23 protein-coding genes are annotated in these 25,740 nt (G+C 43.2%); 10 read left to right on the top strand and 13 right to left on the bottom strand.

Features of this window, described 5'->3' with window-relative positions; all coding sequences use genetic code 11:
- Positions 1 to 11: 11 nt before the first annotated feature.
- The 8 genes from FHS57_RS09270 to FHS57_RS09305 form a co-directional block, all read right to left on the bottom strand.
- Entirely contained in the window at positions 12 to 2,981 is a 2,970-nt protein-coding gene (locus FHS57_RS09270) for a DUF4132 domain-containing protein (protein ID WP_183972796.1), read from the bottom strand.
- An 82-nt stretch (positions 2,982 to 3,063) separates the two neighbouring features.
- Complete coding sequence (locus FHS57_RS09275; protein WP_183972798.1) at positions 3,064 to 4,143, bottom strand: ATP-binding protein; 1,080 nt, start codon at positions 4,141 to 4,143, stop codon at positions 3,064 to 3,066.
- Positions 4,140 to 5,711: a DUF5691 domain-containing protein gene (locus FHS57_RS09280; RefSeq protein ID WP_183972800.1), complete on the bottom strand. Its 1,572-nt coding sequence runs from the start codon at positions 5,709 to 5,711 to the stop codon at positions 4,140 to 4,142. Before FHS57_RS09280 ends, FHS57_RS09275 begins: the two co-directional genes overlap by 4 nt.
- Positions 5,712 to 5,741: 30 nt before the next feature.
- Entirely contained in the window at positions 5,742 to 7,097 is a 1,356-nt protein-coding gene (locus FHS57_RS09285) for an SWIM zinc finger family protein (RefSeq protein WP_183972802.1), read from the bottom strand.
- 225 nt (positions 7,098 to 7,322) lie between these two features.
- Complete coding sequence (locus FHS57_RS09290) at positions 7,323 to 10,169, bottom strand: PVC-type heme-binding CxxCH protein (protein ID WP_183972804.1); 2,847 nt, start codon at positions 10,167 to 10,169, stop codon at positions 7,323 to 7,325.
- An 80-nt stretch (positions 10,170 to 10,249) separates the two neighbouring features.
- A complete protein-coding gene (locus tag FHS57_RS09295; RefSeq protein ID WP_183972806.1) occupies positions 10,250 to 11,332 on the bottom strand; it encodes a GHMP family kinase ATP-binding protein in 1,083 nt (360 codons plus the stop codon).
- Positions 11,333 to 11,355: 23 nt separating this feature from the next.
- Positions 11,356 to 12,576 carry a sugar MFS transporter gene (locus FHS57_RS09300; RefSeq protein ID WP_183972808.1) on the bottom strand — a complete coding sequence of 407 codons (1,221 nt, stop codon included), beginning with the start codon at positions 12,574 to 12,576 and terminating at the stop codon, positions 11,356 to 11,358.
- A gap of 120 nt (positions 12,577 to 12,696) precedes the next feature.
- Positions 12,697 to 13,461: an SDR family oxidoreductase gene (locus FHS57_RS09305; protein WP_183972810.1), complete on the bottom strand. Its 765-nt coding sequence runs from the start codon at positions 13,459 to 13,461 to the stop codon at positions 12,697 to 12,699.
- A gap of 78 nt (positions 13,462 to 13,539) precedes the next feature.
- On the opposite strand from FHS57_RS09305, the gene msrB reads away from it, so the two are divergent.
- A complete protein-coding gene (msrB, locus tag FHS57_RS09310) occupies positions 13,540 to 14,016 on the top strand; it encodes a peptide-methionine (R)-S-oxide reductase MsrB (RefSeq protein ID WP_183972812.1) in 477 nt (158 codons plus the stop codon).
- Between the two features lie 2 nt (positions 14,017 to 14,018).
- Here the strand turns inward: msrB and FHS57_RS09315 are convergent, their stop codons facing one another.
- Complete coding sequence (locus FHS57_RS09315) at positions 14,019 to 14,390, bottom strand: VOC family protein (protein ID WP_183972814.1); 372 nt, start codon at positions 14,388 to 14,390, stop codon at positions 14,019 to 14,021.
- 89 nt (positions 14,391 to 14,479) lie between these two features.
- On the opposite strand from FHS57_RS09315, the gene FHS57_RS09320 reads away from it, so the two are divergent.
- A complete protein-coding gene (locus FHS57_RS09320) occupies positions 14,480 to 14,896 on the top strand; it encodes a hypothetical protein (protein WP_183972816.1) in 417 nt (138 codons plus the stop codon).
- A gap of 84 nt (positions 14,897 to 14,980) precedes the next feature.
- Here FHS57_RS09320 and ssb read toward each other — a convergent pair whose 3' ends face one another.
- Together ssb and mutY are read right to left on the bottom strand one after the other, a co-directional pair.
- Positions 14,981 to 15,454 carry a single-stranded DNA-binding protein gene (gene ssb, locus FHS57_RS09325; protein ID WP_183972818.1) on the bottom strand — a complete coding sequence of 158 codons (474 nt, stop codon included), beginning with the start codon at positions 15,452 to 15,454 and terminating at the stop codon, positions 14,981 to 14,983.
- Positions 15,455 to 15,520: 66 nt separating this feature from the next.
- Entirely contained in the window at positions 15,521 to 16,585 is a 1,065-nt protein-coding gene (gene mutY / locus FHS57_RS09330) for an A/G-specific adenine glycosylase (RefSeq protein WP_183972820.1), read from the bottom strand.
- 177 nt (positions 16,586 to 16,762) lie between these two features.
- On the opposite strand from mutY, the gene FHS57_RS09335 reads away from it, so the two are divergent.
- From FHS57_RS09335 to FHS57_RS09355, 5 genes are all read left to right on the top strand, one after another.
- Complete coding sequence (locus tag FHS57_RS09335) at positions 16,763 to 17,047, top strand: HU family DNA-binding protein (protein WP_028525548.1); 285 nt, start codon at positions 16,763 to 16,765, stop codon at positions 17,045 to 17,047.
- A gap of 44 nt (positions 17,048 to 17,091) precedes the next feature.
- Positions 17,092 to 17,937 carry a tetratricopeptide repeat protein gene (locus FHS57_RS09340; RefSeq protein ID WP_183972822.1) on the top strand — a complete coding sequence of 282 codons (846 nt, stop codon included), beginning with the start codon at positions 17,092 to 17,094 and terminating at the stop codon, positions 17,935 to 17,937.
- 313 nt (positions 17,938 to 18,250) lie between these two features.
- Entirely contained in the window at positions 18,251 to 19,810 is a 1,560-nt protein-coding gene (locus tag FHS57_RS09345; RefSeq protein ID WP_028525546.1) for an Rne/Rng family ribonuclease, read from the top strand.
- Between the two features lie 109 nt (positions 19,811 to 19,919).
- Positions 19,920 to 20,426, top strand: coding sequence for a hypothetical protein (locus FHS57_RS09350; RefSeq protein ID WP_221225581.1), 507 nt, complete (start codon positions 19,920 to 19,922; stop codon positions 20,424 to 20,426).
- Positions 20,426 to 21,664, top strand: coding sequence for an S-adenosylmethionine:tRNA ribosyltransferase-isomerase (locus FHS57_RS09355; RefSeq protein ID WP_183972826.1), 1,239 nt, complete (start codon positions 20,426 to 20,428; stop codon positions 21,662 to 21,664). Before FHS57_RS09350 ends, FHS57_RS09355 begins: the two co-directional genes overlap by 1 nt.
- Positions 21,665 to 21,747: 83 nt before the next feature.
- Here FHS57_RS09355 and FHS57_RS09360 read toward each other — a convergent pair whose 3' ends face one another.
- Positions 21,748 to 22,539 (bottom strand): hypothetical protein, encoded by a 792-nt coding sequence (locus FHS57_RS09360; RefSeq protein ID WP_183972828.1) that lies wholly within the window; start codon positions 22,537 to 22,539, stop codon positions 21,748 to 21,750.
- Between the two features lie 80 nt (positions 22,540 to 22,619).
- Here FHS57_RS09360 and FHS57_RS09365 point away from each other — a divergent pair, with 80 nt between their 5' ends.
- Positions 22,620 to 23,117: a DUF6265 family protein gene (locus FHS57_RS09365; protein ID WP_221225582.1), complete on the top strand. Its 498-nt coding sequence runs from the start codon at positions 22,620 to 22,622 to the stop codon at positions 23,115 to 23,117.
- Here FHS57_RS09365 and FHS57_RS09370 read toward each other — a convergent pair.
- Positions 23,094 to 23,987: a phosphodiester glycosidase family protein gene (locus tag FHS57_RS09370; RefSeq protein ID WP_183972830.1), complete on the bottom strand. Its 894-nt coding sequence runs from the start codon at positions 23,985 to 23,987 to the stop codon at positions 23,094 to 23,096. The genes FHS57_RS09365 and FHS57_RS09370 overlap by 24 nt on opposite strands.
- A 54-nt stretch (positions 23,988 to 24,041) precedes the next feature.
- Between FHS57_RS09370 and FHS57_RS09375 the strand changes: the two genes are divergently transcribed.
- Both FHS57_RS09375 and FHS57_RS09380 read left to right on the top strand, forming a co-directional pair.
- Positions 24,042 to 24,599 carry a YcxB family protein gene (locus FHS57_RS09375; RefSeq protein ID WP_183972832.1) on the top strand — a complete coding sequence of 186 codons (558 nt, stop codon included), beginning with the start codon at positions 24,042 to 24,044 and terminating at the stop codon, positions 24,597 to 24,599.
- A gap of 337 nt (positions 24,600 to 24,936) precedes the next feature.
- Positions 24,937 to 25,710: an alpha/beta fold hydrolase gene (locus tag FHS57_RS09380; RefSeq protein ID WP_028525539.1), complete on the top strand. Its 774-nt coding sequence runs from the start codon at positions 24,937 to 24,939 to the stop codon at positions 25,708 to 25,710.
- Positions 25,711 to 25,740: the final 30 nt, after the last annotated feature.

A 25,740-nucleotide genomic window follows, 5' to 3' on the forward strand; every position in this document is an offset into this window, starting at 1 on the left:
AAAGGTAATTTCTAAACGGCATTTATTAATCGGTAAATATCAAATAACACTTCTGAAAAGAAAACTGGGGGTATATCTTTCAATGATAACGTATCATTCCACGATTTTCCTCTAAATGAAATATTATTCACAGTGGCTTTGGCATTCCCACCTTGATACCAAGCATAGACACCTTCTATTTCGGCATTTGCCTGAATTGAAGCGGTTTGATGTTTTTTAATGAGTTCAAGATGTCCACCATCACCCGTACTTTTAATCCATCCATATTTTTCAATGGTACTGCTTGCATAATCAGCTCCTTTGGGAATATCCTGATTCTGGAAAATACGCGTATAGCTCAGTTCGAGTTCGTCCGTAGATGGAGTAAAAGTTTTTCTTTCTAATTGACTAAAAACTGGTAGAATACTGAGCTCGTAAACTTTGCTCTGCCAAGCTTTGATTTGTTCTTGAGTTAGATAGATAGGGTGTAAAATAGAAATATAATCACCCTCTTCAAATTCTATTTCGTCGTCATCAAGGTTCAATAATGAAGTGTCTTCTTGGCAGTAAAACACCTCTTTAAATTCTTTCTCTTTGTTAAAAATGCCCCAAAGTAGCTTCATCGCATAAACAAACATGATAGGGCTTTCCAAAAAAGCAGCTTGCCATTGACCAATAGACCATTGACGTTCTTCAATCATGTATTTTTCAAGACGGCCACTTTGGGTTTTTATGACGTCTCTAATTTCTTTTTCAATTTCTTTAAATTCCTTTTTGAGGTCTGACGAAGCTGATTTTGGAAGAGATTTTCGCATTTTATTGTCTTCATCAAAATAGCAAAGTGTAAAGTCTGAATTGACAAATGCTCTGTATTCATCTCCATCAACCTCAAACGATTTAAAGAGCCCTTCAAATTCAAAATTTGGAATGATTCGGTCCGCTAGTTCGTCGGTTGTTATGTTTAATTCAAGAGCAGCAGCGTCCAAGGCTTTAATGGCGCGGTCACTAACTGTGGGTCTTTTACTTACATATTTTCTTGAAATTACCTCAATACTCCGAAGAGCCTTGTTGGTTCCGACTTGCATCATGGCATCAATGGCGTATTCGGCCATTTTATACCTTTTTTCATCCATGTTATATTTGAAAATACCTTTTAAGGTTGTCAAGGCTTCATCACCGCCCAACATTCCTCCAGTTGTTAAGTAGTACTTGAATTTTGAATTGGAACCAGAGTCAGCAAACGCTTTGAGTAGCGCTTTGGCAAACCCTCCTGATTGATTTCGGTCAATTAAAGGTAATAATTGTCTAAGTTCGATGTCAGAATTTAAACCCTTACCTCGGGGCATTCGATAGAATAAAAACCTTACCTCTTCTTTGGAAAATGTCCCCTGATTGTTTTTCCAATAAATAGGCGGGAGCTGAGACTCATCGATCCATTTTTCGGAAAATTTGGAAAGTTTGCCCCGTTTTGAAGCATTTTGAATAATGGTTTTTGCTTGAGTTAGAGAAAGTGGATTCGCGAAAAGAGTTTCTTCTAGTGCCTCAAGGATAACATCACGAGTATCATCATTTTTCTCAACTTCTAATACCGCATTTAAAACTCGCTCAGCATCTTCTGTCTTTAATTTTGACAGTACAAGCGCTGCTACAATTCTTGTATCGGCGGTTTTAGCTTGTAAAAAGTTTTTGGCTGTTTCAAACGATTCGTCACCCAATTTTGCAAGGGTACTCGCCGCTAAGTTTCGGGTGTTTTTGGTTGCATTATGAATTGCATACTCCCAAATTTTAGGGGCAATCGACGAAAAATTATATTGATCAATTAATGAAAAAACGACGTCGTGGAAGTTTTTTTTGAGGTATTTTGGATTTTTGGTTAAAGCAATAACAAGAAATTCAAGCGAATCACTTCCAAAATGTTCACTTAAAAATCGAGGGAATTCTGGGTAAAAAAAGTCACTGACTTCGAGGTAATTTCGTATCCGTTCTTTAGCTGTATTTTCGTCTTTTTTTAACAGCCATTTCGCGATAGCCACACTGGAAGGTTGTCCATTTGCATAGGATTCAATTAAATAACTGGAATAAACTTGCCCTTCTGCAATGCATTGTTGAGTATAATATTCATTTATAAACTGCTCAATTTTATCATTGTATTTATTAGGTATATATTCGTCCATTTTAATATACACACTAAATCGGTTATATGGCTCCGTGTGTATATCTTTCATAACCTCTACTACATCTTGCTCAAAATTAACTGCATTTTTATCAATGAGATACAAGATATTTTCTATATCTAATTTTTTACAAGGTAGATATGCAGAAATTGAATTGTCATAAACACTATCCATTCTATACATAAATTTAACGTATTGATTTTCAAGTGCTTCTTGATGATAGGTGAACAAAAAATCTAAAATATGAGATTTTAAATTACGGTAACCTCCAAAAGCATTTTGAAAGACAATCTCTAAAAGTTGTTGTGATTCTTCTGTTTTTGTCGTTTTTAATTGTTCGAGAAGGTATTTTCCGTATAAAGAAAGTTGTTTTATTCTATCTTGAAAATAAAATAAAACTGAGTGATTACCGTTAGAGAATAAAATTTGACATATATCAGTATCTTTAAATCCTTGTTTCTTAAAAAAGTTGAGATATTTGTTGAACTCTTCTTCAATTAGTTCACTGTAACTTGTCAATTTAGACCTTATAAAATTCCATATAATCCTCTTATAAATAGAATTGTCAGAGACAGGTCTGATGAGTTGATGAATCACAATATCCTCTATTGTCCAAAGCTCATTTTTTTTAATAATGGCCCAGTCTAAAAAATCTACACCTCTATATTCGACCGATTCAAGAATAGAAATGTCATTTTTTTGTAATAAAAAATCTAGGACTAAGCTGATTTGTTGGCTATACCTAAGGGCGTAATTTGGTTCACGTTTTTCTACATTTTCAATTCGCCCTTGAGCAGCATTAATTAAAATATTTGTTCTTGAATCCATGTCTTTATTAAGGTTTTTGTGTTTTAATATTAGTGTTTTGTTAATTTCTATGACTAACAAAACACTAGTTGATTGTCGGTAGTTACAAAGTGATTTCCTTACAAGCCCGATACACGTCTTTCCATTCGGCGCGAGGTTTGACGACGGTTTCGAGGTATTCGTTCCAGACTACTTTGTCCTGAACAGGGTCTTTGACAACCGCACCTACCAAACCTGCGGCAACGTCTTGGGCATTTAGGCGACCGTCGCCAAAATGAGCAGCCAGGGCAAGTCCATTGTTGACGACTGATATGGCTTCGGCGGTGCTCATGGTACTGGTGGGTACTTTGATTTTGGTTTTCCCGTCGGCTGTCACTCCCGCGCGTAATTCGCGGAAAATGGTCACAATGCGTTGAATTTCTTTCAAAGAAGGTGCTTCTGCGGGAAGTTCAAGGGCTTTTTGTAAACTAGAAACACGGTGCTGTACGATCGAAATTTCTTCTTCCATTGAATCAGGTACGGGAAGAATGACGGTATTAAAACGTCGTTTCAACGCCCCCGAAAGCTCATTTACTCCTTTGTCGCGGTTGTTGGCCGTCGCAATGACGTTGAAACCCGAAACAGCCTGCACTTCCATGTTGAGTTCAGGAATGGGTAAGGTTTTCTCGGACAAAATCGTGATGAGCGTGTCTTGGACGTCGGCGGTGATACGCGTCAACTCCTCGATGCGGGCAATTTGCCCCGTCCGCATCGCATACATCATGGGAGTGGTTACGAGGGCGTTTTCGGTGGGGCCTTCGGCCAATAGGCGAGCATAGTTCCAACCGTATCTTATGGCTTCTTCGCTCGTTCCTGCCGTCCCTTGAATAAGTAAGGTCGAATTTCCTGAAACGGCCGCCGCTAAGTGTTCTGCCACCCACGACTTGGCCGTGCCAGGAAGCCCATAAAGCAACAACGCGCGGTCGGTCGTAAGGGTAGCCACGGCAATTTCCATCAATCGTCGGCTTCCGATATACTTGGGGGAAATTTCAAACCCGTTTTTCAATTTTCCGCCCATTAAGTATTGCACCACGGCTTGGGGCGACAATTTCCAGTTGGTAGGGCGTTTGTGGGCATCTTGTTTGCCAATTTCTTCCAATTCAAGCGCAAACTGTTGTTCGGCATGTTGTCTTAGTACGTTCATAGTGCTGTTATTTGTTCTATTTCTTCTTTTATTTCTAGGTGTTTAAAGAGAATGTCGGCAACGTGGGTGTTCCAATAGTTTCGTTGCCAATCTTGGGATAATTCATTTTGAAGTGAGTAAAGCAGGTCTTTGGAACTGACGTGCAATTTCCGCCCCAACTGATTTAAAAAATTTCGGTCGGAAAAAACGTAGTAATAGTTTGAACCATCAAGCTCTTTTACCAACGCGGACAACGCCTTTTTTGAAAATTGAGATGACCAATTTTGCGGCGGACCTTCCGTTGTGATGGCTTTTACCAACGCAAACGAAAGTTGGGAATGATGTAACAACAGTTCTTCTTGGTCGGGCCAAGGCAAACGTTGAAGTAGGTCTGTTTTTTGTACTTCTAAGTGGGCAGTTACTTTCAAAAAAGCATTGATTTCATCGGGCGACGCAAACGCCATTGCTTCACTGAAGGCGTATAAATACGCCGCTGTATTTTTGCTTTGAGTGTTGATAAAAAACTCGACCAATCGTGACAGGTTTCCTTCAAAAAAAGTGATTAAATGACTTGGATGTAGCCATCGAAGCAACGATTGTAGCCAGTATTCGGCGTCCGAAACGCCTTTTTGAGAGCTTAATTTGTCGAATCCAAAGCATTGGTTCATTTCGTCCCCGTTCCAAAAATCCACCTCTGACTCAGGAAGTTGAAGCTGATAATTGGCTGATGAAAAGCCAATTGCGGAAAATAAACCCTTCTTTTTTGTGATACACTTGGTAATTTGCTCGGCTACCACTTTGCCGAATCGACTCCCTTGAATGGAAAGCCGTAATTCGTTGATGTGGTGAATAGTCTCAAGGGTAACGGGTTTGGGCGAAGTCAGATTTTTGGTCAGTTCCTCATGAATTTGTTCTAAAAAGGGCTCATCGTCGGCCGACAAACCAATTTTTAACGTGGACAATAGATTTTTTCGGTCTTTGGCCGATTCGTTGGGCCAAGCCTGAGCCAAAAGTGACAACGCCTCGGCTGGATTTTGGCGTCGAAGTTCGCTCAAAAATGCCTTTCGTTCGGTAGATTTTCCTTCTTCCCACTGCGTAATGCTCAGCGAAGCGTCCGCGATTTGCCAAGATTCATTGAACTTTGCCAGCCATTTTCCACGCACACCAAGGAGAAGGTGGAGCTGAGGAAGGAGTTGCTTGGGGGTATTGCTCAATGCGTTCACAAGCAAGTCATCGGTCAAAACCCACTGTTTTTGGTGGCATTTTTGAAGTAGCAATTCCAGTAAATAGGGGTTCGCTGGCGATAAATCCAACACTTTTTTCCAAAGGGCAACCGTTTTTGGCGGACAGAAATTCGAGGTCTCAGTGTCCTCCAAAGCCAAATTGGGGAGGGTAATTTTGGTCGGATTTTGCCCAGCACGACTGTAATTATATAGAACTGCCGCCGCTTTTAGGAAATAACCTTCAGTATCATTTTTATTGCTTTTTGCTAAGATTTCTTGAATGGAGGCGGGGAGTGCTTCGGTCGGTAAGGGGTGCCTTTCGGTACCCAACAGGGCGGTTTTTTTTAATAATTCCCAATGAAACATCTGATAATGAATGGAAAAGGCTGTTAATGTTTATAATAGCTGATACGAAAAATTTTGAACGATGCCCAAAGGCCAAACCGACGTGGATTGCCGCAACAGAAAAAGAGGAGTAGGTTGTCCAGCGGTAAAAGCCAATAATTTCCAAATGATGGCTTCTTCAAACGAGTCATGGATACGCATCACTGCTCCTGTGGTGTCTTGAAGGTACCAATGAGTTTGGTATTTGGTGATTTGAAGATGTTCGACCAATTGAGGGATGTCATCAGCCCAGGGGTTTTGGGCAATGGCACGGGTGTATTCTAGTTGCGAATGGTGCCAGCTTTCAAGTCCTTCCAGCGAGGTAGGAAGAAATGATTTACTTTCTAAGTGATGCTTTACCAATGCACGAAAGGGACTGTGGCTTGGATAAAACACCAAACGAGCTTTGGAGGTATTGCCAGGCACAAGCGGGGTTTCAATGGCAGCGGTTTTGTAAGCAAAATTGAGCACCAACGCGAAACGCTTGGAGTTACACCCGTACAGCCAATTTCGTTGGAGGACAATGTCCTCTTCTTGGGTGCTACGTCTGCCAATCACAACCCATTCATCGTCAATGGTTTCGGCTTCTTTGTTTTCGATTAGTTCTTTTTGCTGCACATTCCATCCCACCCGACTTTTCACTTCCTCTTGTACAAGCGGTGGGAGCTGGTCGAGGTTTCTAAATGCCTCAATTTGTAAGTGTATTTTTGCCGCAATTTCGAGGGCTTGGGGTTGCCACGAATCGCCTTTGTAATAGTTGATTTTGGTAAATTCTTTGACCAACGAGGCAAAACCCGTCGCTTGGGCATCCACCATGCGGGCGGCCATTTTTTCAAAGTAAGCGCTACCTTTTTCGGGAAGTGCCAACAACCCACCCCTCACCATGTCTCGAAGCCAAAGGTCAAGCTCGGCAATGCCTGCTTCAACTTTCAGCAAACGGTCGTTTTGGCGCTTTTCCTTGTCTTTGGCTTGTTTGTCTGTTTTTTCGGAATCCTGTTCCTCACTTATTGGCGGCTGTATTTTGGCTTCGGCTTTTTCGGAACGTTTGTTGATCCATTCGCTGACCCAACTAGGCTCGGTCGTGAGTTGAGGAATTTCACCGTTGCGGCGTGCAACCAAAAACAACAGTCCTAAACCGTGTTTGCACGGAAATTTTCGGCTAGGGCAAGAGCATTTAAAGGCGGTATTTTGGAGGTCGATTTGGGTTCGGTAGGGGTCTTTTCCGCTTCCTTGCACTTCTCCCCACAGTACCCGCTCGTTGGATTGGTAATTCAACCATTTGCGTTCATTGGCTAAGTCTTTTCCCGCTTTAAGCGATGAAGCATCGGGCGCAAGCTGGTTTACCTGGTCCTCGTTTAGAAAATTCATAGAAAACCTGATTTTTTAGGAGATGCAATTAACGAAAAAATAGGTTTATGTGAAATAAAAATAGATAATCTATCGGAAAAATTTTATTATTCGGTTTCTCTGTCATCATTCAAATCACGAAATTCAGCCGAATAAATTGTGGGAAACAAAAAAAACGTAGTTGTTAAAATCAATTTTAACAACTACGTTTTACTTCCTCTAAAGGAAAATCAGGAAAAAGAGAACCTATTTTTTCATGCTCTTCATACTTTCATCAATCGCCATAATGACTTCGTGGGATTGGTGGTTGTGCTCTTTTTCGAGGCGGCTCTTCAAGTTGGTTAGTAGCGAGCGACTTTCATCGGTATTTAAGGCCGAAACTCTCCGTACCATAAACTCTAAGTGCTTGTCCATCACCGATTTTTCGGCAAGTGCTAGGGCGCGTTTGGCGTCAAGAGCGGCCAACGGCTCGACCGCATACCACAACATAAGGGGCATATTATGGTCGCCTTTGTCGCTGGTTTTTTGAACAAGGGCATCCACTGCTTCCCAGCGCTGAGCGGGAGAAATTCGTAACAAAGCAGAGGTCAAGTACAACCGAACCAGTGGAGAATTATCGTTTTGGGCTATGCTTACAAACTGTTTGAGGGTTTCGTCCGAAATGGTTTTGCCTTCCGTCATCAATTGTAAAGCCCAGCTGCGTACGTACTCACTTTCGTGGTTGAGTAAGGCATTCATTTCTGCTTGGGTCAATCCCTTGGTTACGTGCAATGCCCACAACGCCCGAAGTTTGCGGGTGACGTCAGGGTTGTTAGTAAGAATTTCTTTCAATGCTTTGTGGACTTTTTTGTTTGGCCCGCGCTCTTGTAACAATGTTCTTGCCTGACGTACGTACCATTCGTTGGGGTGTAATTGGTAATTGACCAGTTCTTTATCCGAGGCTTTCGATAAGTCAACTTGCACCCATTTGTCGTTTTCGTGGGTGATTTTGAAAATTCGCCCCATTGTTTTATCGTGCACGTCGGGGTTAGAACTGTGGCATTGGTTTTTGTCGTACCAGTCAATGGCAAAGACTGAACCGCTGGCGTCGTATTTGAAGTTCAACCACTGCGACCAGGTATCGTTCATGGCCATAAAATCGTCGCGGTGGCGCACTACGTAGCCTGAGCCAGCGCGTTCGGGATGGTCACGGTTGAAGCGCGCACCGTTGATGTTGTTCATAAAAATATCGTTGCGGTACTCGCTAGGCCAGGTGTGTCCCAAATACACCATGGCTCCCGCGTGGGCGTGTCCGCCTCCCTTTGGTCCCGACCGAAAGTTACCCGCGTGCGGGCCGCGTTCGCCAATCCAGTGTACGTGGTCGCCCGCCGTTTTAATGTCGTCGTAGGTATATGGGTTAAAATGTTTTCCCGCTTGGCGCTGATAGCGGGCATTGTGAATGATGTGGTACATGTGCGGAATCACGCAAGCTGTGATAAAGGCGTGGCCATAATCGTTGAAGTCGATACCCCACGGGTTGCTTGTGCCTTCGGCAAACACCTCAAACGTGTGCGCTGTGGGGTGATACCGCCACACGCCCGCGTTGATTTTGGTACGTTCTGAGTCGGGAGCGCCTGGTTTTCCTACGTTTGAATGCGTAAAAACACCGTGCGTTCCGTAGAGCCAGCCATCAGGCCCCCAGCGGAGGCTGTTGAGGGTTTCGTGGGTATCTTGAGTACCCCAGCCGTCTAATAATTTTTGAATAGGGCCTGCAGGTTTGTCGTTTTTAAAATCGGCGGGAACAAATAGCAAATAAGGGGCTGCACCCAACCAAACTCCCCCCATGCCTACCTCAATACCGCTGACGAGGTTGAGCCCATCCATAAACACTTTGCGGCTATCGAGTGTGCCGTCGCCGTTGGTGTCTTCTAAAATAAGGATTCGGTCGCGACCTTGTCCTTCGGGAGCAGGAACGGGATAGGTATGGCCTTCCACGACCCACAAACGGCCACGGTAATCAATTGTAAAACAAATCGGACGAACCACGTCGGGCTCGGCAGCGGCCAACGAAACTTTAAAACCTTTGGGTGGCGTCATGGCAGCGGCGGCTTTTGCCCCCGACAAACCCGCGTTGATAACGGGGTCGAGTGGCGGTAAAATCACAATGTCGCTTTGTTTCAATTCATTGGGAAACTCGGGGCGGGTGCTGTGGAATAAAAAATCGTCAAAATTGAGGTGAGCCCATTTGTCGTGGGGTATGTACGGAATCTGTGAAATACCCGTCTCGTTATCAATGAGTTTGATATAAATTTCTTTGTTGAGGTACGCCTGCAAATCCACTACCACGGGTTGCAACGTAGCCCGCCCCTGTCCTGTGATGGAGAAAATAACCACATCGCTGCCCGTTTGACGAATCTCGACGCGGGTATCCTGCAACGCACCACCCGAAACTTTAAAGGAAGCAAAAGGCTGAGTAACTGTAAATGGAACGGAAGTAAGGGTGCCGATTTGCTTGGCATTGGTAATCCCACCACTAGAAACGAAAAACATGCCATCGAACCCAATGCGCATTTCTTTTTCGTGCAGGGGAGAAGGGTCGGCTGAGATGAGGCCGTTTGCGAAAGCATCGCCCGTGGCAGTCCAGTCTTGGAGGGTGCCCGTTTCGAAGTTTAGGTTAAGGGATTGGCCGTTTTTCTGGGGGATTTGTCCCGTAATAACCTTGGCAGTAACGTCATTTTCCGATACTTCCAATTGCCCCACCATGCCAGCCGCGCGGTGACCAGGCACGGAACAGTAGTAAATATCGTTTTCTTGGGCAACGAAAACCAGCGTAGCACTGGCTCCTTTTTCGAGAATGGTTTTACTTTTAAGTGCCAATTTCTCAAGGGCAATGTCGTGGGTCATTAACTCCCCATTGACAATTTTGAGGCGAATCCGTTCGCCTTTTTTGGCACGAAGCGTTGGGTTTTTAGCACCATCGGGCGCAAAGTACCCAAGCATGGTCGCTTCGAGGGTAAATTCACGGTCGATTTTTTCGGAATCTTGAGAAAAACTGGGGAGAGAGAGGCAAAAGAATGCGCAGTAAATAAATATCAAGAGGCGTGAGGCGTACATGAGGAAAGGAAACAGTTAGGTTTTATTTTATCTTTTCTAAAAATAATATAAAAAACAACTGTTCCCTAAAAATTACTCATTTATTGCTTTTCTATTCTTGTGCCTTCGTCGATGTAGATAATGTAAGGGATACCACCCTCGCTTTTAATGGCTTCGGCAACCGCTTCAGGATTTTCGGGGGCGTACATAAACATGCAGCCTCCTCCGCCAGAACCGTTGATTTTGCCACCCAATGCCCCCGCTTTCATGGAAGCTTCTACCATGCGGTTTATTTTATCGGTGGAAGTGCGCTTGTGGTCGCGCAAATTGGCAAAGTGGCGGTACAATAATTGTCCAAATTGTTGGTCGAAGTGGGGGGCTGTACCGTTTTGGGATGCCAACATCAATTGTTTTCCCTCAATCAAAATATCACGGTCTTCGAGGTTTGCCTTCAACAACCCCAATTCATCCAAACTCAAATGTGCTTTATAGTCATCGGCTTGGGCAAGGGGAGTGGTGAAGATGGAAAACGTCGGGTCAACTTGCTTTACTTTGGCAATAATGGCTTCCATTCCATACCGACAGCGGGCAAGGATGCCGAGGGTATCTTTGGGCTGCAACGAATCGCCAAGAACAAAAGCACCTAATTTGGGCTGAAGACCTTCAACGTGGATTTTTGGAACAGATTCTAAATAAATCACATTTCCGATTGCGGTCGAATAATGATCCATCATGCCACCAGGCTCGCCAAATTCGAGTACTTCGGCTTCGTTGGCAATTTCTCCCAGTTCTTTTGAGCTTAATTCTTTGGGATTATCGGCCAATCGGGTCAAAAAGTTGGCCCATGTCACAATCAAAGCCGACGAACTTGACGTACCCGAATTGATGGGAATATTGCCGTGAATAGTCACGTCAAAACCTTGTCCAAAGACAAAACCACGGCGACGAAGTACGTTGATGGTACTTCTAAAATAATCACGTTCTTTTACGTAAGGAAGAGGCTCTTTCAATAAAAAAGCCTCTTCTTCATTCAAATCGGGGAGGTGTAAGCGAACCATATCGTCGCTACTTTTGCCTCCCTCAATGCTTATTCGCCTTGAAATCGCCGCTGCCACAACGGGCAACCCAAGGTAATCTTGGTGTTCCCCAAATAAGCAAATTCGGCCTGGTGTTGATATTTTCAAAATCGTAAATGTTTAATTGAGAATTACCAGCTACGTTTTTTGTAACCAATCAATGAATAATACAAAAGGAAAGCGTAGAGCGGTAAAAGCAGCCAGTAAGCTTGCTGTGTGCTGTGGATTGAATCGGCTAGTTTTCCGTAAACGAGCGGTAGGATTGCACCTCCTGAGATACCCATAATCAACAAGGCTGAACCGATTTTTGTGAATTTGCCAAGGCCATCTAGCGCAAGTGGCCACATGGCAGGCCAAACAAGGGCGTTGGCAAAACCTAAAATGGCGATGCAAATGACAGACGTAAATCCTGTGGTCATGATGGCCAAAACCGTCACAATGAGTCCCAAAATAGCCGATACTTTCAAACACATACCTTGAGAAACGTATTTTGGAATCAAGACAATGCCGAGACCGTAGGCCGCAAGCATGAGCCAGAGGGTGTAAGTTCCAAAGGTACTTGCCTCGCTTTCGGGAAAACCGAGCGAAACGCCGTAACTAATGATGGTATCACCCGCAATTACTTCGGCACCTACGTAGCAAAACAAGGCAATCACCCCTAAAACGAGGTTAGGAAACGCAAAAACACTGTTGTGCTTGGCGGTCGCCGAATTTCCTCCTTCGTCCTCTTGTTCTTCACTTACTTCTGGAAGACCTTTGGACATTTTGATAACAACCGCCAATACCACAAGCACGGCCGTAAGAATCATGTACGGTACTTCTACTTTTTGGAGTTCATCGGTTGGTGCGGCTGCGGCGCCACCTGCTAGAAGCAACCCGCCAAAGGTCCATTGGCTGATGATACCTGCCAGTTTGTTGGCAATTCCCAAGAAACTGATGCGCTGGGCGGCACTTTCACGCGGGCCGAGAATTGTCGCATAAGGGTTTGAAGCCGTTTGGAGCAACGTCAAACCGATACCAATGGTAAATAAACCGACCAAAAATAAAGGGTAAGAGGCGATTTGTGCCGCAGGAATAAAAATAGCGGTACCAACGGCCATGATGGCCAATCCCAACGACATTCCATTTTTGAAACCTGTACGTTTCAACACTTCCGACGAAGGAATCGCCATCAACGTATAAGAAATGAAAAAGGCGAAGGTAACAAGGTAAGAGCTGGTGTTGTCTAAGCTAAAGGCTTTCTTGAAGAAGGTGATGAGTGTACCGTTTACCCAAGTAACAAACCCGAACACAAAAAACAATAAACCAATGATAATCAACGGCCCTACGTAGCTTTGATTTTGTTTTGACATGAGAAATAGGAGGTTTAGAAGGTAAATTCAGTCCCGAAAAAATGAAAAAAAACGCGGGATTAAAAATTTATGTTAAGTTATTTTTAAATTATTTTAAAAAATGGTAAAACTAGAATGCTGCTAAAAACCATATACTGTAAAACCACCGTCAACGGCTATTATCTGTCCACTAATATAACTAGCGGCAGGAAGACATAAAAAAACGATGGCATTGGCTACTTCTTCGGGCTGGCCCACCCGCTGCATGGGCGTTCGGCGTAAAATGTCGCTTAATGCCTCAGGATTAGATAGAACCGACTCCGTCAGTGGCGTTGCAATGTACCAAGGTGCAACGGCGTTGACCCGAATATGGTCTTTGGCCCATTCACAAGCCAAATTTCTAGTAAGTTGGTTCAACGCACCTTTGGTCATTCCGTAAATTGAACCGCTACGCAAGGAGGTTAATCCCGCAACGGAAGTAACGTTAACCACACAGCCTTTGGCCAATTGCAAAGCAGGATACAAGGCTTGGGTAAGCAGAAAGGCCGAACGGAGATTGGTGTTGAGGATATGGTCGTATTCGTCGTAAGAGTATGAGTCGGTGGGCTTACGAATGTTTGTGCCTACGTTGTTGATTAGAATATCAAGTTTTTTCCAATGGGTTTGAACAAATTGGCCAAGTGATTCGATGGCCTCCGTGTTTCCTAAATCCAGCGCCAAGCCCGTCACGGGAAAACCTTGCTCTTGATAATCACCCACTTGTTGGGCTACTTCCTCTGTGTTTCGGGCCACGAGCAAGACCTCCGCACCCATTTTTAGAAGAAGTTGGACCGTGGCGCGTCCGATACCCTTGGTTCCGCCCGTTACGAGGGCGCGTTTTCCACCTAATTGCCAGTCGTTAAGCATTTTTGATTTATGTAAAACTTTCGATTAAATTGGTACGTTAATATACATATAAAAAAACAACCAAATCGCCTATCACCTATGAACCGTCGCTCATTCATTCACACACTTATTGGTACGTCGTTAGTGAGTCCACTAGCATTTTCGCAACAACAATCCCAAGACCTCAAACGGTTGGTCAAAACTGATGCAGAGTGGAAAAAAATCCTGACGCCTATTCAGTTTTACGTAACCCGTCAAAAAGGAACGGAACGTGCCTTTACGGGGCCTTATTGGAACAACAAAGAAAAAGGAGTCTATAAATGCGTTTGTTGCGGAACTCCGTTGTTTGCCTCCGATACCAAATTTGACTCGGGTACGGGTTGGCCTAGTTTCTACGCGCCAATCAATAAAAAAGCTTTGAAAGACGAAAAGGACAAGAGTTTCGGCATGGAACGTGATGAGGTGATTTGTGCCGTCTGTGATGCGCACCTTGGACACGTTTTCGACGATGGCCCTCGTCCAACTGGTTTACGCTACTGCATGAACGGCGCAGCGCTGGCGTTTGAAAAAAAATAACGTTAGGGCCTCGAAAATAACTCAATCCAATACCCATCGGGGTCTTTGACAAAAAGTTGAAGAAGTCCATCTGGTCGAGGTTTTGGGGGGCGGTAGGTCGCTTGTTGCGCCTTTAAATGCTGTTCCCAAGCGGAGAGGTCTTCTACTTCGAGCGCAAAGTGATTGCTACGAGAGCCCGAGACAACGTGCTCCGTGCGAATTCCGATTAGGTGTAATTCTTGGTGAGAACCAATTTGAAACCAAGCCCCAGGGAAATCGAAGTTGGGACGGGCTAATTGGGTCATTTGTAGGGTAATTGAATAAAAATAGCAGCTTTGCGCTACGTCTGCAACGTACAAAGCTACGTGGTTGATTTCTTTGATGCGTAAATTCATGGAGGTCTATTCCAACGTTTTTTGGTCGTTTCTCGTCTTTATCACAGTAGCAAGTAAGGTGCTTGCGTTGACAAAAATCGAATAAAGTTATGAAAAATGCACTGATTTTGTGCTTGGGCCTGATGGCAGGTTGTAAGTCGGAAAGCGTAGATTCGTTGACGCTAGGAAGTGATTTTCCTCTGACGACAAAACAACCAGTTCAGGTAGGGGATGTCCAATTGGCACTGACTGGCGTTGAAGATAGTCGTTGCCCGAAAAATGTACAGTGTGTTCGAGCGGGGGAAGTGGTTGTTGATTTGGCACTAAATGCCCAACAAAACGTAAAGATGTGCTTGGGTGACTGTCAGGTGGTAGGTCGCAAGACGTCTGTGACGCAGGATTCATTAGAGGTGACGGTCAATCAGCAGAAATATTTGCTTATTTTAAAGCAGGTCAGCCCAGAGTCTAGGACTGAAAAAGTGCCAAATGAGCAATATCAGCTTCAAATGCAAGTGCTGAAAAAGTAATTCATTTCTTCAGCTTCGTACCTACCTTCCCGAAAGTTCAAAACTTTCGGGAAGGTGAAAAACTTTCGGGAAGGTGATGAAATCTTAGAACGGCAAGTCATCATCTCCGCCACCTAAGTCTGAGGCGATGGGCGTCGCAGGTTTAGGCTGAGGAGCAGGACGAGGAGCAGGCGCTGATTGTTGTGGCCCATTGTAACCCGACGAATTATCGTCGTTATTGTTTGAATTACGACCTCCAACGAGCGTCAACGTAGTTCCCCGTACCGTTTTTCCTTCGCGTTGTTTTCCTTCTTTGTCCACCCACGTTTCTGTACGAAGTTTTCCTTCAATATAAACAGTGTTTCCTTTGCGTAAATACTGTTCGGCAATTTTTGCCAAATTGTCCCAAAGTTCAATCCGATGCCACTCTGTTTGTTCTACACGTTCGCCGCTGCGATTGGTGTAACTTTCTGAGGTTGCGATGTTAAAACGTGCTACTGCTGAGCCATTTTCGAGGTGACGAACCTCTGGGTCACTTCCCAAATTGCCCAATAAAATTACTTTGTTTACTCCAGCCATTGTTATAAAAAGAATTGTAAGTTACGAGTCAAAACTGCAAGGTTTGAAGCCATGCGGATGACAAATTTACTCAAAAAACCGCGCTTTCCAATACGTCGAAACCAAGACGGGCTTGGGGAGTTCGTCAATTTCTTCTTGGGTAAAAAAACGAAGAGAGGAAGGAAGTTCCAAATCAAAACCTGGCGGAAGTGCTACTTGCCAAAACCTCGCTTGTATGCGCTGATGGGAGAGTATATGGGTAATTGTTTCGCTGGGTTGGGAGACAACAGACTGAGAAAGTGCTTGTTGTAAAAATGAAGGCAGAGGAAGCGAATCAAGAGTTGCGTCGGAATGCTCGGTTTCAACCAAATAAAAATCATAGAGTTGCTGCCAAATGTCACGTTCTGTACGCAAGTTCATGGCCAATTGTCCATCTTTCATCAAAATAAAATAATGAAAATGCCGCACCCGTACCTTCGTTTTCTTGATTTTAACGGGCAAATGGGCAACTCTACCCGTGAGATTAGCTGCGCAAACGCCCTGAAACGGACACAACAGACAATCGGGAGAGGTAGGCGTACAGTGCACAGCCCCAAATTCCATAATGGCCTGATTGTACAAGGCTGGTTGTTCAATAGAGATGAGTTCGGCGGCAAGTTGGGCAAACTTTTTTTGCCCTTGAGAACTGGCAATGTCAAGGTCAACGCCAAATACCCGCGCAAGCACCCGATACACATTTCCATCCACGACAGCGACGGCTTCGTCGAAGGCAAAGGAAGCAATGGCAGCGGCAGTGTATGGACCAATTCCTTTGAGTTTTAACAGCTCATTGTAGGTGCTTGGAAATACTCCATTGAGTTGATATGCAATGTGTTTGGCCGTTTGGTGGAGGTTCCTTGCCCGGGAGTAATACCCTAAGCCCTGCCACAGCCGTATTACCTCTTGTTCGGGGGCGTTGGCAAGGTCAGTGATTGTCGGGTATGTGCTAACAAATCGTTCATAATAGGGTAATCCTTGAGCGACGCGCGTCTGCTGTAGAATGATTTCGGATAACCATATATAATACGGATTTCGTGTTTGTCGCCAGGGCAAATCACGGTGTTGGTGGGTGTACCAACGGATGAGGGTTTCAGCAAAAAACTTGTTATTCAATGAATTCGGGAGTTTTTTTTTCAAATTAAGACAGAAAACATTTTCAAAATTAGTCGAAAATGTACTACTTTTGTGCGCTCAAATTAGGCCGTACGCTTATCAACACATCGGCATGGTAGAATTTTTGAAACTAATTTCCAAAGAATAACAATTTTATAACCTTAAAGTTTAATAAAAGTGACGAAAGCAGATTTAATCGCAGCAGTTGCCGACCAAACCGGCATCGAAAAAGCAAACGTTTCTGAAACAGTTGAAGCGTTTTTCTCAGTAGTAAAAGATTCATTAGCAAAAGGCGAAAATATTTATGTCCGTGGGTTTGGTAGCTTTGTAAACAAAAAACGTGCAAAGAAAGTAGCTCGTAACATTTCTAAAAATACGGCTATTGTTATTGATGAGCATTATGTACCAAGCTTCAAGCCAGCTAAAGTATTTGTAGAGCAAGTAAAAGGCTCTGATTTGTAATCTAAGAAGTAAAGTATTGTTGAAAGATTTAAAGGTAACGTGCAATGAATCGCTCCATCTTATTAGTAATTGTGTTTGCTACTGTGCTCACTGGCGGGCTCTATAGTCTTCCAAAAGTTGTGGTAAATACCAAGGAGCGTAAGTTGGTTGAGGGGAAAGAAAGCACTAAAACAAACGAGACTGAAGCGCCTAAAGAGCGTGCTTCGAGTCCGACAGAACATAGTGCACCTTTGACATCTGAGCAACAAAGCACTGTCAATAAGTTACTTCAACAATATACCTCAACAGCAGATTCAAAAGCAAAATCGACTGCGGCACTTCAATTATCAGACTTTTATTCTCAGATTAGAAAGTTTGATAGTGCAGCCAAATACGCCGAAAATGTGGCTCTTTTAGTGCCCACCGAAGCCAATTTGTTGCGAGCAGGTGACCGTTATTACGATGCGTTTGGGTTTGCTGTTGACAACCAAAAATTGGCAAAATTGGGGGCGAAAGCCCGCGAGTGGTACCAAAAAGCCCTCGATAAAAATCCAAATTTGCTAAATGTCAAAGCGAACTTGGCTATGACCTATGTATCGACCGAAACACCGATGCAAGGAATCATGATGCTCAGAGAAGTTTTGGCTGCCGACCCGACCAACGAAGTTGCGTTGTTTAATTTGGGATTGTTGTCAATGCGTTCAAACCAGTATGAAAAAGCAGTAGAGCGTTTTCGCCAACTGTTGAAAGTGCGTCCTGAAAATATGAAGGCACGTTTCTACATGGGAGTGTCGTTGGCACAGACAGGCAAAAACAAAGAAGCGTTAGAAGAACTTTTAATCGTAAAGGAAAAAGAAAAAGACCCGACCATTCAGGCAGCAATTGCTGAACTAGAAAAAGAGCTAAAGTAGTGGTTGTTAGCTATTTACGATAAAAGCCTTACAACAGAATCATTCAATTTTTCAATAACATTTAAAACATTTACGATTATGCCTTGCGGAAAAAAAAGAAAAAGACATAAGATCGCTACGCACAAACGCAAAAAGCGCCTAAGAAAGAATCGTCACAAGAAGAAATAATTTCTGACTCCAAAACCAAGGTACTTTTTTACCTTGGTTTTGGGGTTTTATATACATCTTCGATTATGTGTCGGACTTTGTAGTTAGTTTTTAACCATTCGCGATTTCACGCGGATTGGTTTTCACCCTCTATCCTTACATAACATTGAGTAGCGAATTAGTCATTAGTGCCTCACAAAAAGGTACCCGCATCGCTCTCTTGCAGGAGAAGCGACTCGTTGAGTACCAAGTAGAGGAGTCGGAAAGTAGTTTTACGGTTGGTGATATTTATTTAGGTACCGTCCGAAAACTCGTGACTGGCTTGAACGCTGCTTTTGTTGACATTGGATACGAAAAAGATGCCTTTCTGCATTACCACGACTTAGGCCCTAACGTCCAATCATTAAATAAACTGACCAAAGATGTGATTGCTAAACGCCTCACATCGGGAAAGTTGAATAACTTTAAGATGGAGCCAGAGATTGATAAGCTCGGCAAAATCGATAAAGTACTCGGAAAAAACCAGCCCATTTTGGTGCAGGTTGTCAAAGAGCCTATTTCTACCAAAGGACCCCGACTTTCGTGCGATATTTCTATCGCAGGACGGTACGCAGTGCTAGTTCCCTTTTCTAATTCGGTCAATATTTCCAAAAAAATTACGGATAAGACCGAACGAACACGTCTGCATAAGTTAATGACTTCGGTCAAACCAGCCAATTTCGGCATTATTGTCCGTACTGTGGCTGCCAATAAAGACGTTGAGGAGTTGGATAAAGACATTCAAAACTCCATTAGAAAGTGGGAGCAAGGAATGAAAGCCTTGAGTGAGGCCAAACCACGCGACCGTATCATTGGCGAAATGAACCGTGCGTCTTCTATCATGCGTGACATGCTCAACGATACGTTTGATAGCATCACGGTTGATACCAAAGAGATGTACGACGACATCAGGGACTTTATTCATACGATTGCTCCCGATAAAGAAAAAATTGTAAAACTTTATTCGGGCAAAAGCAAATTATTTGAACAAGTAGGTCTTGAAAAGCAGATTAAGTCATTGTTTGGACGCTCAGTGAGCCTTCCTGGTGGAGGTTATCTCATTGTAGAACACACAGAAGCGCTCCATGTAATTGATGTCAACAGCGGTAACAAGTCCAACAACGAGGAAAGTCAGGAAGATACTGCGCTTCATACCAATACTGAAGCCGCCAAAGAAATAGCCCGTCAGCTTCGCCTTCGCGATATGGGCGGTATTATTGTGGTGGATTTTATTGATATGCGTAAGCCAGAGCATAAAAAAGAACTGTACGACGTGATGAAAGCCGAAATGAAGGCTGACCGTTCTAAGTTCACGCTCTTGCCACTTACGAAATTTGGATTAATGCAAATTACGCGTCAACGGGTTCGCCCAGAATTGAACATCGTCACGCGGGAAGTTTGTCCAACTTGTAATGGCGCAGGAACCATTCAACCTAGTATTTTGATTTCGGATATTATCGAAAACAACCTCGAATATTTGTTGACCAAACAAAACGAAAGAAAGGTGTCGGTAGCCCTTCACCCGTACTTGCACGCGTACTTTACGGCGGGATTCCCGTCGCCCCGACTCAAATGGTTCTTTAAATATAAATCATGGGTTAAACTCTTAAAAGATAGCTCGCTGCCGATTACTGAGTTTAAGTTTTATGATAAAGATGGCGAGGAAATTGAAATCGCCACCACTTGATTCTTTTAAAAACATGTTTAAAGGGTTAAGAGTTATTAGTGTAGGAAATTAACCGAAACTAATAACTTTTGACCCTTGATAGTTTAAATGGTGTCTCACTGAGTGAAATATGAAAATTACAACTTTTGCTATTCGCGTTTGGCGGGTATTTTCAATGATAACTGTATTTGTTGCTTCAATGTATAGTTATAGTTTGTTTGGGCAAGAAGTGGGAGTGCATTTTAATGCCCTTGGCCAAGCAGACGAGTTCATGCTCAAATCTGATATATTTTATATTTTGGTAGGTTTGATTTTAACCAACAACGTTTTGCTTCTGTCGGTTGGTCGGGCATTGCTAAAATTGCCTTCAAACGTGCTGCCGATTCCAAATCAACCACTTTGGGCCGAACACCGCGAAGAGTTGAACGAGCATATTCAGAATTGGATATATAGTTTGGTGGCCATGATAAATACGTCGATTGCACTGACAATTTTTGCGTTGGCGACCGTAAACAATGAATTCAAATTTAAAATCGCCGATTTTAATGGATTGTTATACCTAATCGTTGGATTCCTTCTGGCGATTGTAGTGGCGTTGCCGATTCGCCTTATGATGAAACCAAGCTCGAATGATTAATGACGTTGCCCGAAATTCTTCTAGCCGACTACGAGTACGATTTGCCCGATGAAAAAATTGCGCGGTATCCCGTTGAGCCACGAGATTCGTCCAAACTAATGGTGTATCGAAAAGGTGAAATCTTACACCGACAATTTACGGATGTAGTCAACTATTTGCCATCGCAAAGCTTTTTGGTCTTTAACAATACAAAGGTCATTCCTGCACGGGTGTTTTTTACCAAACCGACAGGAGCGCTGATTGAAGTATTCTTATTACACCCCGAAGCCCCCACTAGGGTCATCAATGAGGCCATGCAGCAAACCACCCACGCGGTTTGGAGTTGCATGGTGGGAAATAAAAAAAGATGGAAAGCCCATGAGACGCTTCAGTGTAATTTGTTGATTAATCAGCTTACCGTTACCGTTTTTGCCGATTGGGCAGACATGGATAAAAACTGGGTGAATTTTCGCTGGCAAGTTGCCGATTCACAGCCCGAACCAATCGAACTTACGTTTGTTGAAATAATTCGTGCTTTGGGGGAAATTCCTTTGCCACCGTATTTGAACCGAAAAACGGAAGCGCAAGACCTCGAAACGTATCAAACGGTTTATTCAAAAATTGAAGGAGCAGTAGCAGCACCCACGGCTGGACTGCATTTTACCGAGCAGGTTTTTGAAAATTTAGCCAATGCAGGAATAACGCATGATTTTGTGACGCTACACGTAGGGGCGGGAACTTTTCAACCCGTAAAAGTAGCCAATGCCATAGAGCACACTATGCACGCCGAACAAGTGGTTTATCGACGAGCGTTTATTGAAAATCTTCTCGTCCACTTAGAAGGAATCGTTGCCGTTGGGACTACCTCGATGCGTTCCCTTGAAAGTCTGTATTGGTTTGGGGTAAAACTTTGGCAAAACAAGACCAAAGTTCAGAATGGATTTTTTATTGAAAAATTGACGCCTTATCAGGTCTATACTTCATTGCCTTCGGCGGAAGAATCTTTGCAGACAATTTTGGCGTACATGGAGCACCATGAATTGAATGAGGTAATTGGAGAAACCGAAATTATGATTTTCCCAAGTTATACCTTCAAACTATGCAAAGGGTTGATTACGAACTACCATCAGCCCAAGTCAACGTTAATGTTGCTTGTTGCCGCTTTTGTCGGGCCGAACTGGCGAACAATTTACGACGAAGCTCTTGCGAACGACTATCGCTTTTTAAGCTATGGCGATTCTTCATTGCTATTGCCGTGACTCAGGTTTCTCAAAACCTGAGCAAACGCAACTCTAAAAAAATCTGAAAGTGCCTCTGGTTTCTCAAAACCAGAGGTAAGAAGCTACTTGATACGTGATTGAATGACAAAGTTGTCGTTTCGGGTAATTCCCCAAACGACAACTTCTTTTTTGTAGGTTCGGTCAATGGCGAAGCCCTGTCCTTCACTGGGTGTCGAAATCGTTTGAAGATACACAAGCGTAGAACCTCTTTCGGGAAGTTGGAGTACATAAAGCTCTGGTTTATCGTGGCCAGTGCAATACAATTTCCCATCAGGCCCCCACGTTCCTCCCGATGTACTTTTGGGAGCAAATGACTGTAAGAGAAATTCGGGAAAACCCCACGACGCAACTTGCTGCCACTGGGGAGTAAACTTAACGAGAGTCGTCCAGCGATTGTCGCGGCCCCCGTCAGAATTTTTATCAGAATAGTTGGCAAAAGCCACCCACCAATGCCCTTCGTGAAAATCAATCCAAGTAGCCGAGCCAGGAAAAAAGCCAAAACTGTGAGAGTCGATATGCGCCAGCGTATTTTTGTCAAATACCTCAATAGAACTACTCATGGGTTTGTTGGGGTAATTGGAGTGGGCACAATACAGCCGATTACCAATAATCAACCCACTGTTGAGGTGTTTGAGAATTCCCGTGGAGTCACTCCACGTTTTTACTGTTTTCCCGTCGGTTTTAGTGTGTTTTGAAATGGAGGTATTGTTGATGACGTAAAAAAAGGTCGCATCAACGGCGACTCCTTGCTTGGCTTCTTTGACCTGAAAACGAGTCACTTCCGTTGCTTTCTGCGTTTGTGCCCAAAGCCCCTGTGCCAATAAGGTAAGAAATAGAAAAAAGTATGTTTTCATTTTCAACCGATGTTCTGAAAGTATTTTTTTAAACCTGCTGCCTTATAAGGGCAATACACATACATTCTAAATAACATTTTATGCGATTTTTTACTTCTTTGCGAGCCGTTTTGTACGTTTTATTTTTGGGACTTTTAAGTTTTGGTACCCAGGCCCAATCTGGCGCTTTGTCGGATGTTGCCTTTATGAAAGGTCATTGGTTGGGTACGTTTAACGGAGGCCCAATTGAAGCATTTTGGGCCGCACCTGCGGGCGACAACCTAACGGGCTTCATGCGGATGATGAAAGACAACAAAGTAACGATGTACGAAATGTTGGTTTTTGAGCAAACGGAACAAGGGCCTATCGTTTTGGTAAAACATTTTAAACCAGGTTTAGTCGCAATGGAAGAAAAAGAGATTTCGGATCGCTACCGTTTTATCGAGGCTAAAAAGTACCAAGCTTTGTTTGAAAAGTCGGATGGAGCCGTTCGGATTATTTATGAACTTAGAACCCCTAATCAACTGGTCATTCAGCGGGGAAAACAAGAAGGTGGCAAATGGGTTTTTGCTGACTTATTTGTTTTTGCGCGTCAATAATTTCAAAATAAGGGCGTTGCTTACGGAACGCTCACCTTCATGGTCAAATTTTTTGTTATCGCTGGGGTAGTTTACTACCCCTTTTTCTTTGAGCCATAAAGTGGTTGAGCCACCGCCGTCGAGGTTGAGGGCGGATGAGCAGCCAAGCTGGCGAGTCAAAAAAGTAAGTTCTGATAAATTCATGCCATAGGATTCGGCTGATCGACCATCGACGGTAATCAGGAGTGTTTTGCCCGATTTGGTTGTACACACACACGAACGAGGGTGGCGGTTGTCGTTGAAAGCATTTTTTGGTAAAACTTCGTCTTTGTTTTCCCACCGCAATAAGGGCCCCGACAGCATTATATTATTATAAGGTAGAAGATATTCCCAACCCACCAAAGGTTCCCCCCGTAAAATTTGAAAATTTTTTTTGTCAACGGCAATTCCTGCCTGACCATGAAAAGCAGCTTTTGACCCTTTTAAAGCACGGGTTGTATCGGGAGTTTGGCCATTTATTTTGATAAAATCGACCGAACCACCGTTTTTAACGTCAAAAAAACCTCCGTTGATGGCCAGAAAAGCGTCATTTTCTTGGGCAAGTTGACTTGTTTTTCGCAATTGTCCTCTTTTTTTATCTCGTTTGTTCAACGAATCCGCAGTAATAATCTCCCAAACAAACTTCCGAGCCTTTCGAGAAACTTCGACTATATTGACACTTTGGTTGGCTTCAAACAACTCTTTTTGCTGAAAATGAGCGTATTTCCAAATCACACCTTTGGCGAGGGTTTCTGTTTTCCAAGGAGCATTGGCAAGTGCTAATGAATCTTTTGTGGTTTGCGCCGACGCAAACAGTACATTTAGGCAGAGCAAAAAAGTTAGCCGTTTCATTTTATTTTCTAATTTTGCGAGTCTTTAAAATATCAATCGAATTATTCTTCAAATATGGCAAAAGTTCCGGTTAATAAGCACCAGCCAATGTATCAAATGCCTACTTCACCATTGTCGGTGAAGACGAAAAAGTTTGCACTGGACAAAAAAGAGTACGTACGTATCGCATTGCGCCAAACGTGGGAACAACAAAAGATGTGGGTACTCCTTCCATTGGGTCTTTTGTTAGTGAATGCCATTTTGGGAATCACGGGTGTGTATCCCAACATTTGGGCGTACATCGTTATTGTTCTTGGGGCAGCACTTTACGTCGGTTTTTGGTGGGTTCAATTTACAGGGGTTACTCAGTTAGAACAATATAAACAATTGTTTGAAAAGTATTTCTATGAAATTGATAGTCGCCAAATTTTGGTGAAAATTAACACCAAAGAAGGTGGTGTGATGCAATGGGACCAAATTCAGAGCGCGTACAAAGACAAAGAAGCCTATATCTTGGTCATGTCTCGCGGGCAGTTTTTGCATTTCCCAACGTCAGCCTTTAATTCTGAACACGACTTAAAATTATTTGAGCGTATTTTGAAACAAAAGAATTTGTTGACAGAAACGAAATAAAGGTCGTTGACATCGAACAAAAAAAGTGACTGAATTTCCTCAGTCACTTTTTTTGTTTTAAAAAATGAAAAATTAAAATGCAAAAGGTGAATCAAAAAAGTGCAATTTTGTTATGTTTGCATACCGTAAGATAAATTGTAGTAAAGGCTTTATTTACAAACAGTTGACTATTTTGACTTTCGGATAGAAAGTGTGGTACTATTCCTTGTTTCTGAAAATAGTATAAAAACATTGAAAAGAATTATTCTATATTTGCGTTATAGACGTCCAAAAGTCAGCCAATTATTTTTATTTTTCCTTTGATTTATCCCATAAAAACGAATCTTATCCTTTGATTATGAGCTACTTGATTAAAGAATCCGACGGTTATCGCTACATTGATGAAGGCCAAGGAGATGTGCTATTGCTGTTGCACGGTCTTTTTGGTGCATTGAGTAACTGGGATGGGGTAATCACTCATTTTAGCAAAAACTACCGTATTATTATCCCGATGCTCCCCATTTATGAAATGAGCCCGCGCGAAGCAGGTTTGGAAGCACTGGTAACTTTTACGGAAGGATTTGTGGCTTCTCAAAAATTGACAGACATGACCCTGATTGGAAATTCACTCGGTGGTCATATTGCTATTTTATATACGCTTACCCACCAAGACCAAGTAAAGCGTTTGGTGTTGACAGGTAGTTCGGGGCTGTTTGAGAATGGGATGGGAGGTTCGTATCCTAAGCGGGGAAGTTACGAATACATTTCGGAGCGCGTGGCTTATACTTTCTATGACCCCAAGGTAGCGACGAAAGAATTGATTGATGAAGTGTTTGAAACGACATCCAGCATTCCTAAGTGCATGAGCATTGTCGGAATTGCCAAATCAGCACAGCGTAACAATGTGGCCAAAGATTTACACAAAATTCAGGTGCCGACCTTGCTCGTATGGGGACTGAATGATACCATCACGCCGCCGCACGTAGCACACGAGTTTAATCGACTCATTTCAAAATCGGAATTATACTTCATCGATAAATGTTGCCATGCCCCTATGATGGAACATCCAGAACGTTTTAACGAATTGCTGGATCAATTCTTAGTGGAAAATCCCGTGGCTGAGTTAGCCTAATTTTTTCTAACTTAGCACAATACAAAGTCG

This window comes from Runella defluvii (genome assembly GCF_014195535.1).
GTDB lineage: Bacteria > Bacteroidota > Bacteroidia > Cytophagales > Spirosomataceae > Runella > Runella defluvii.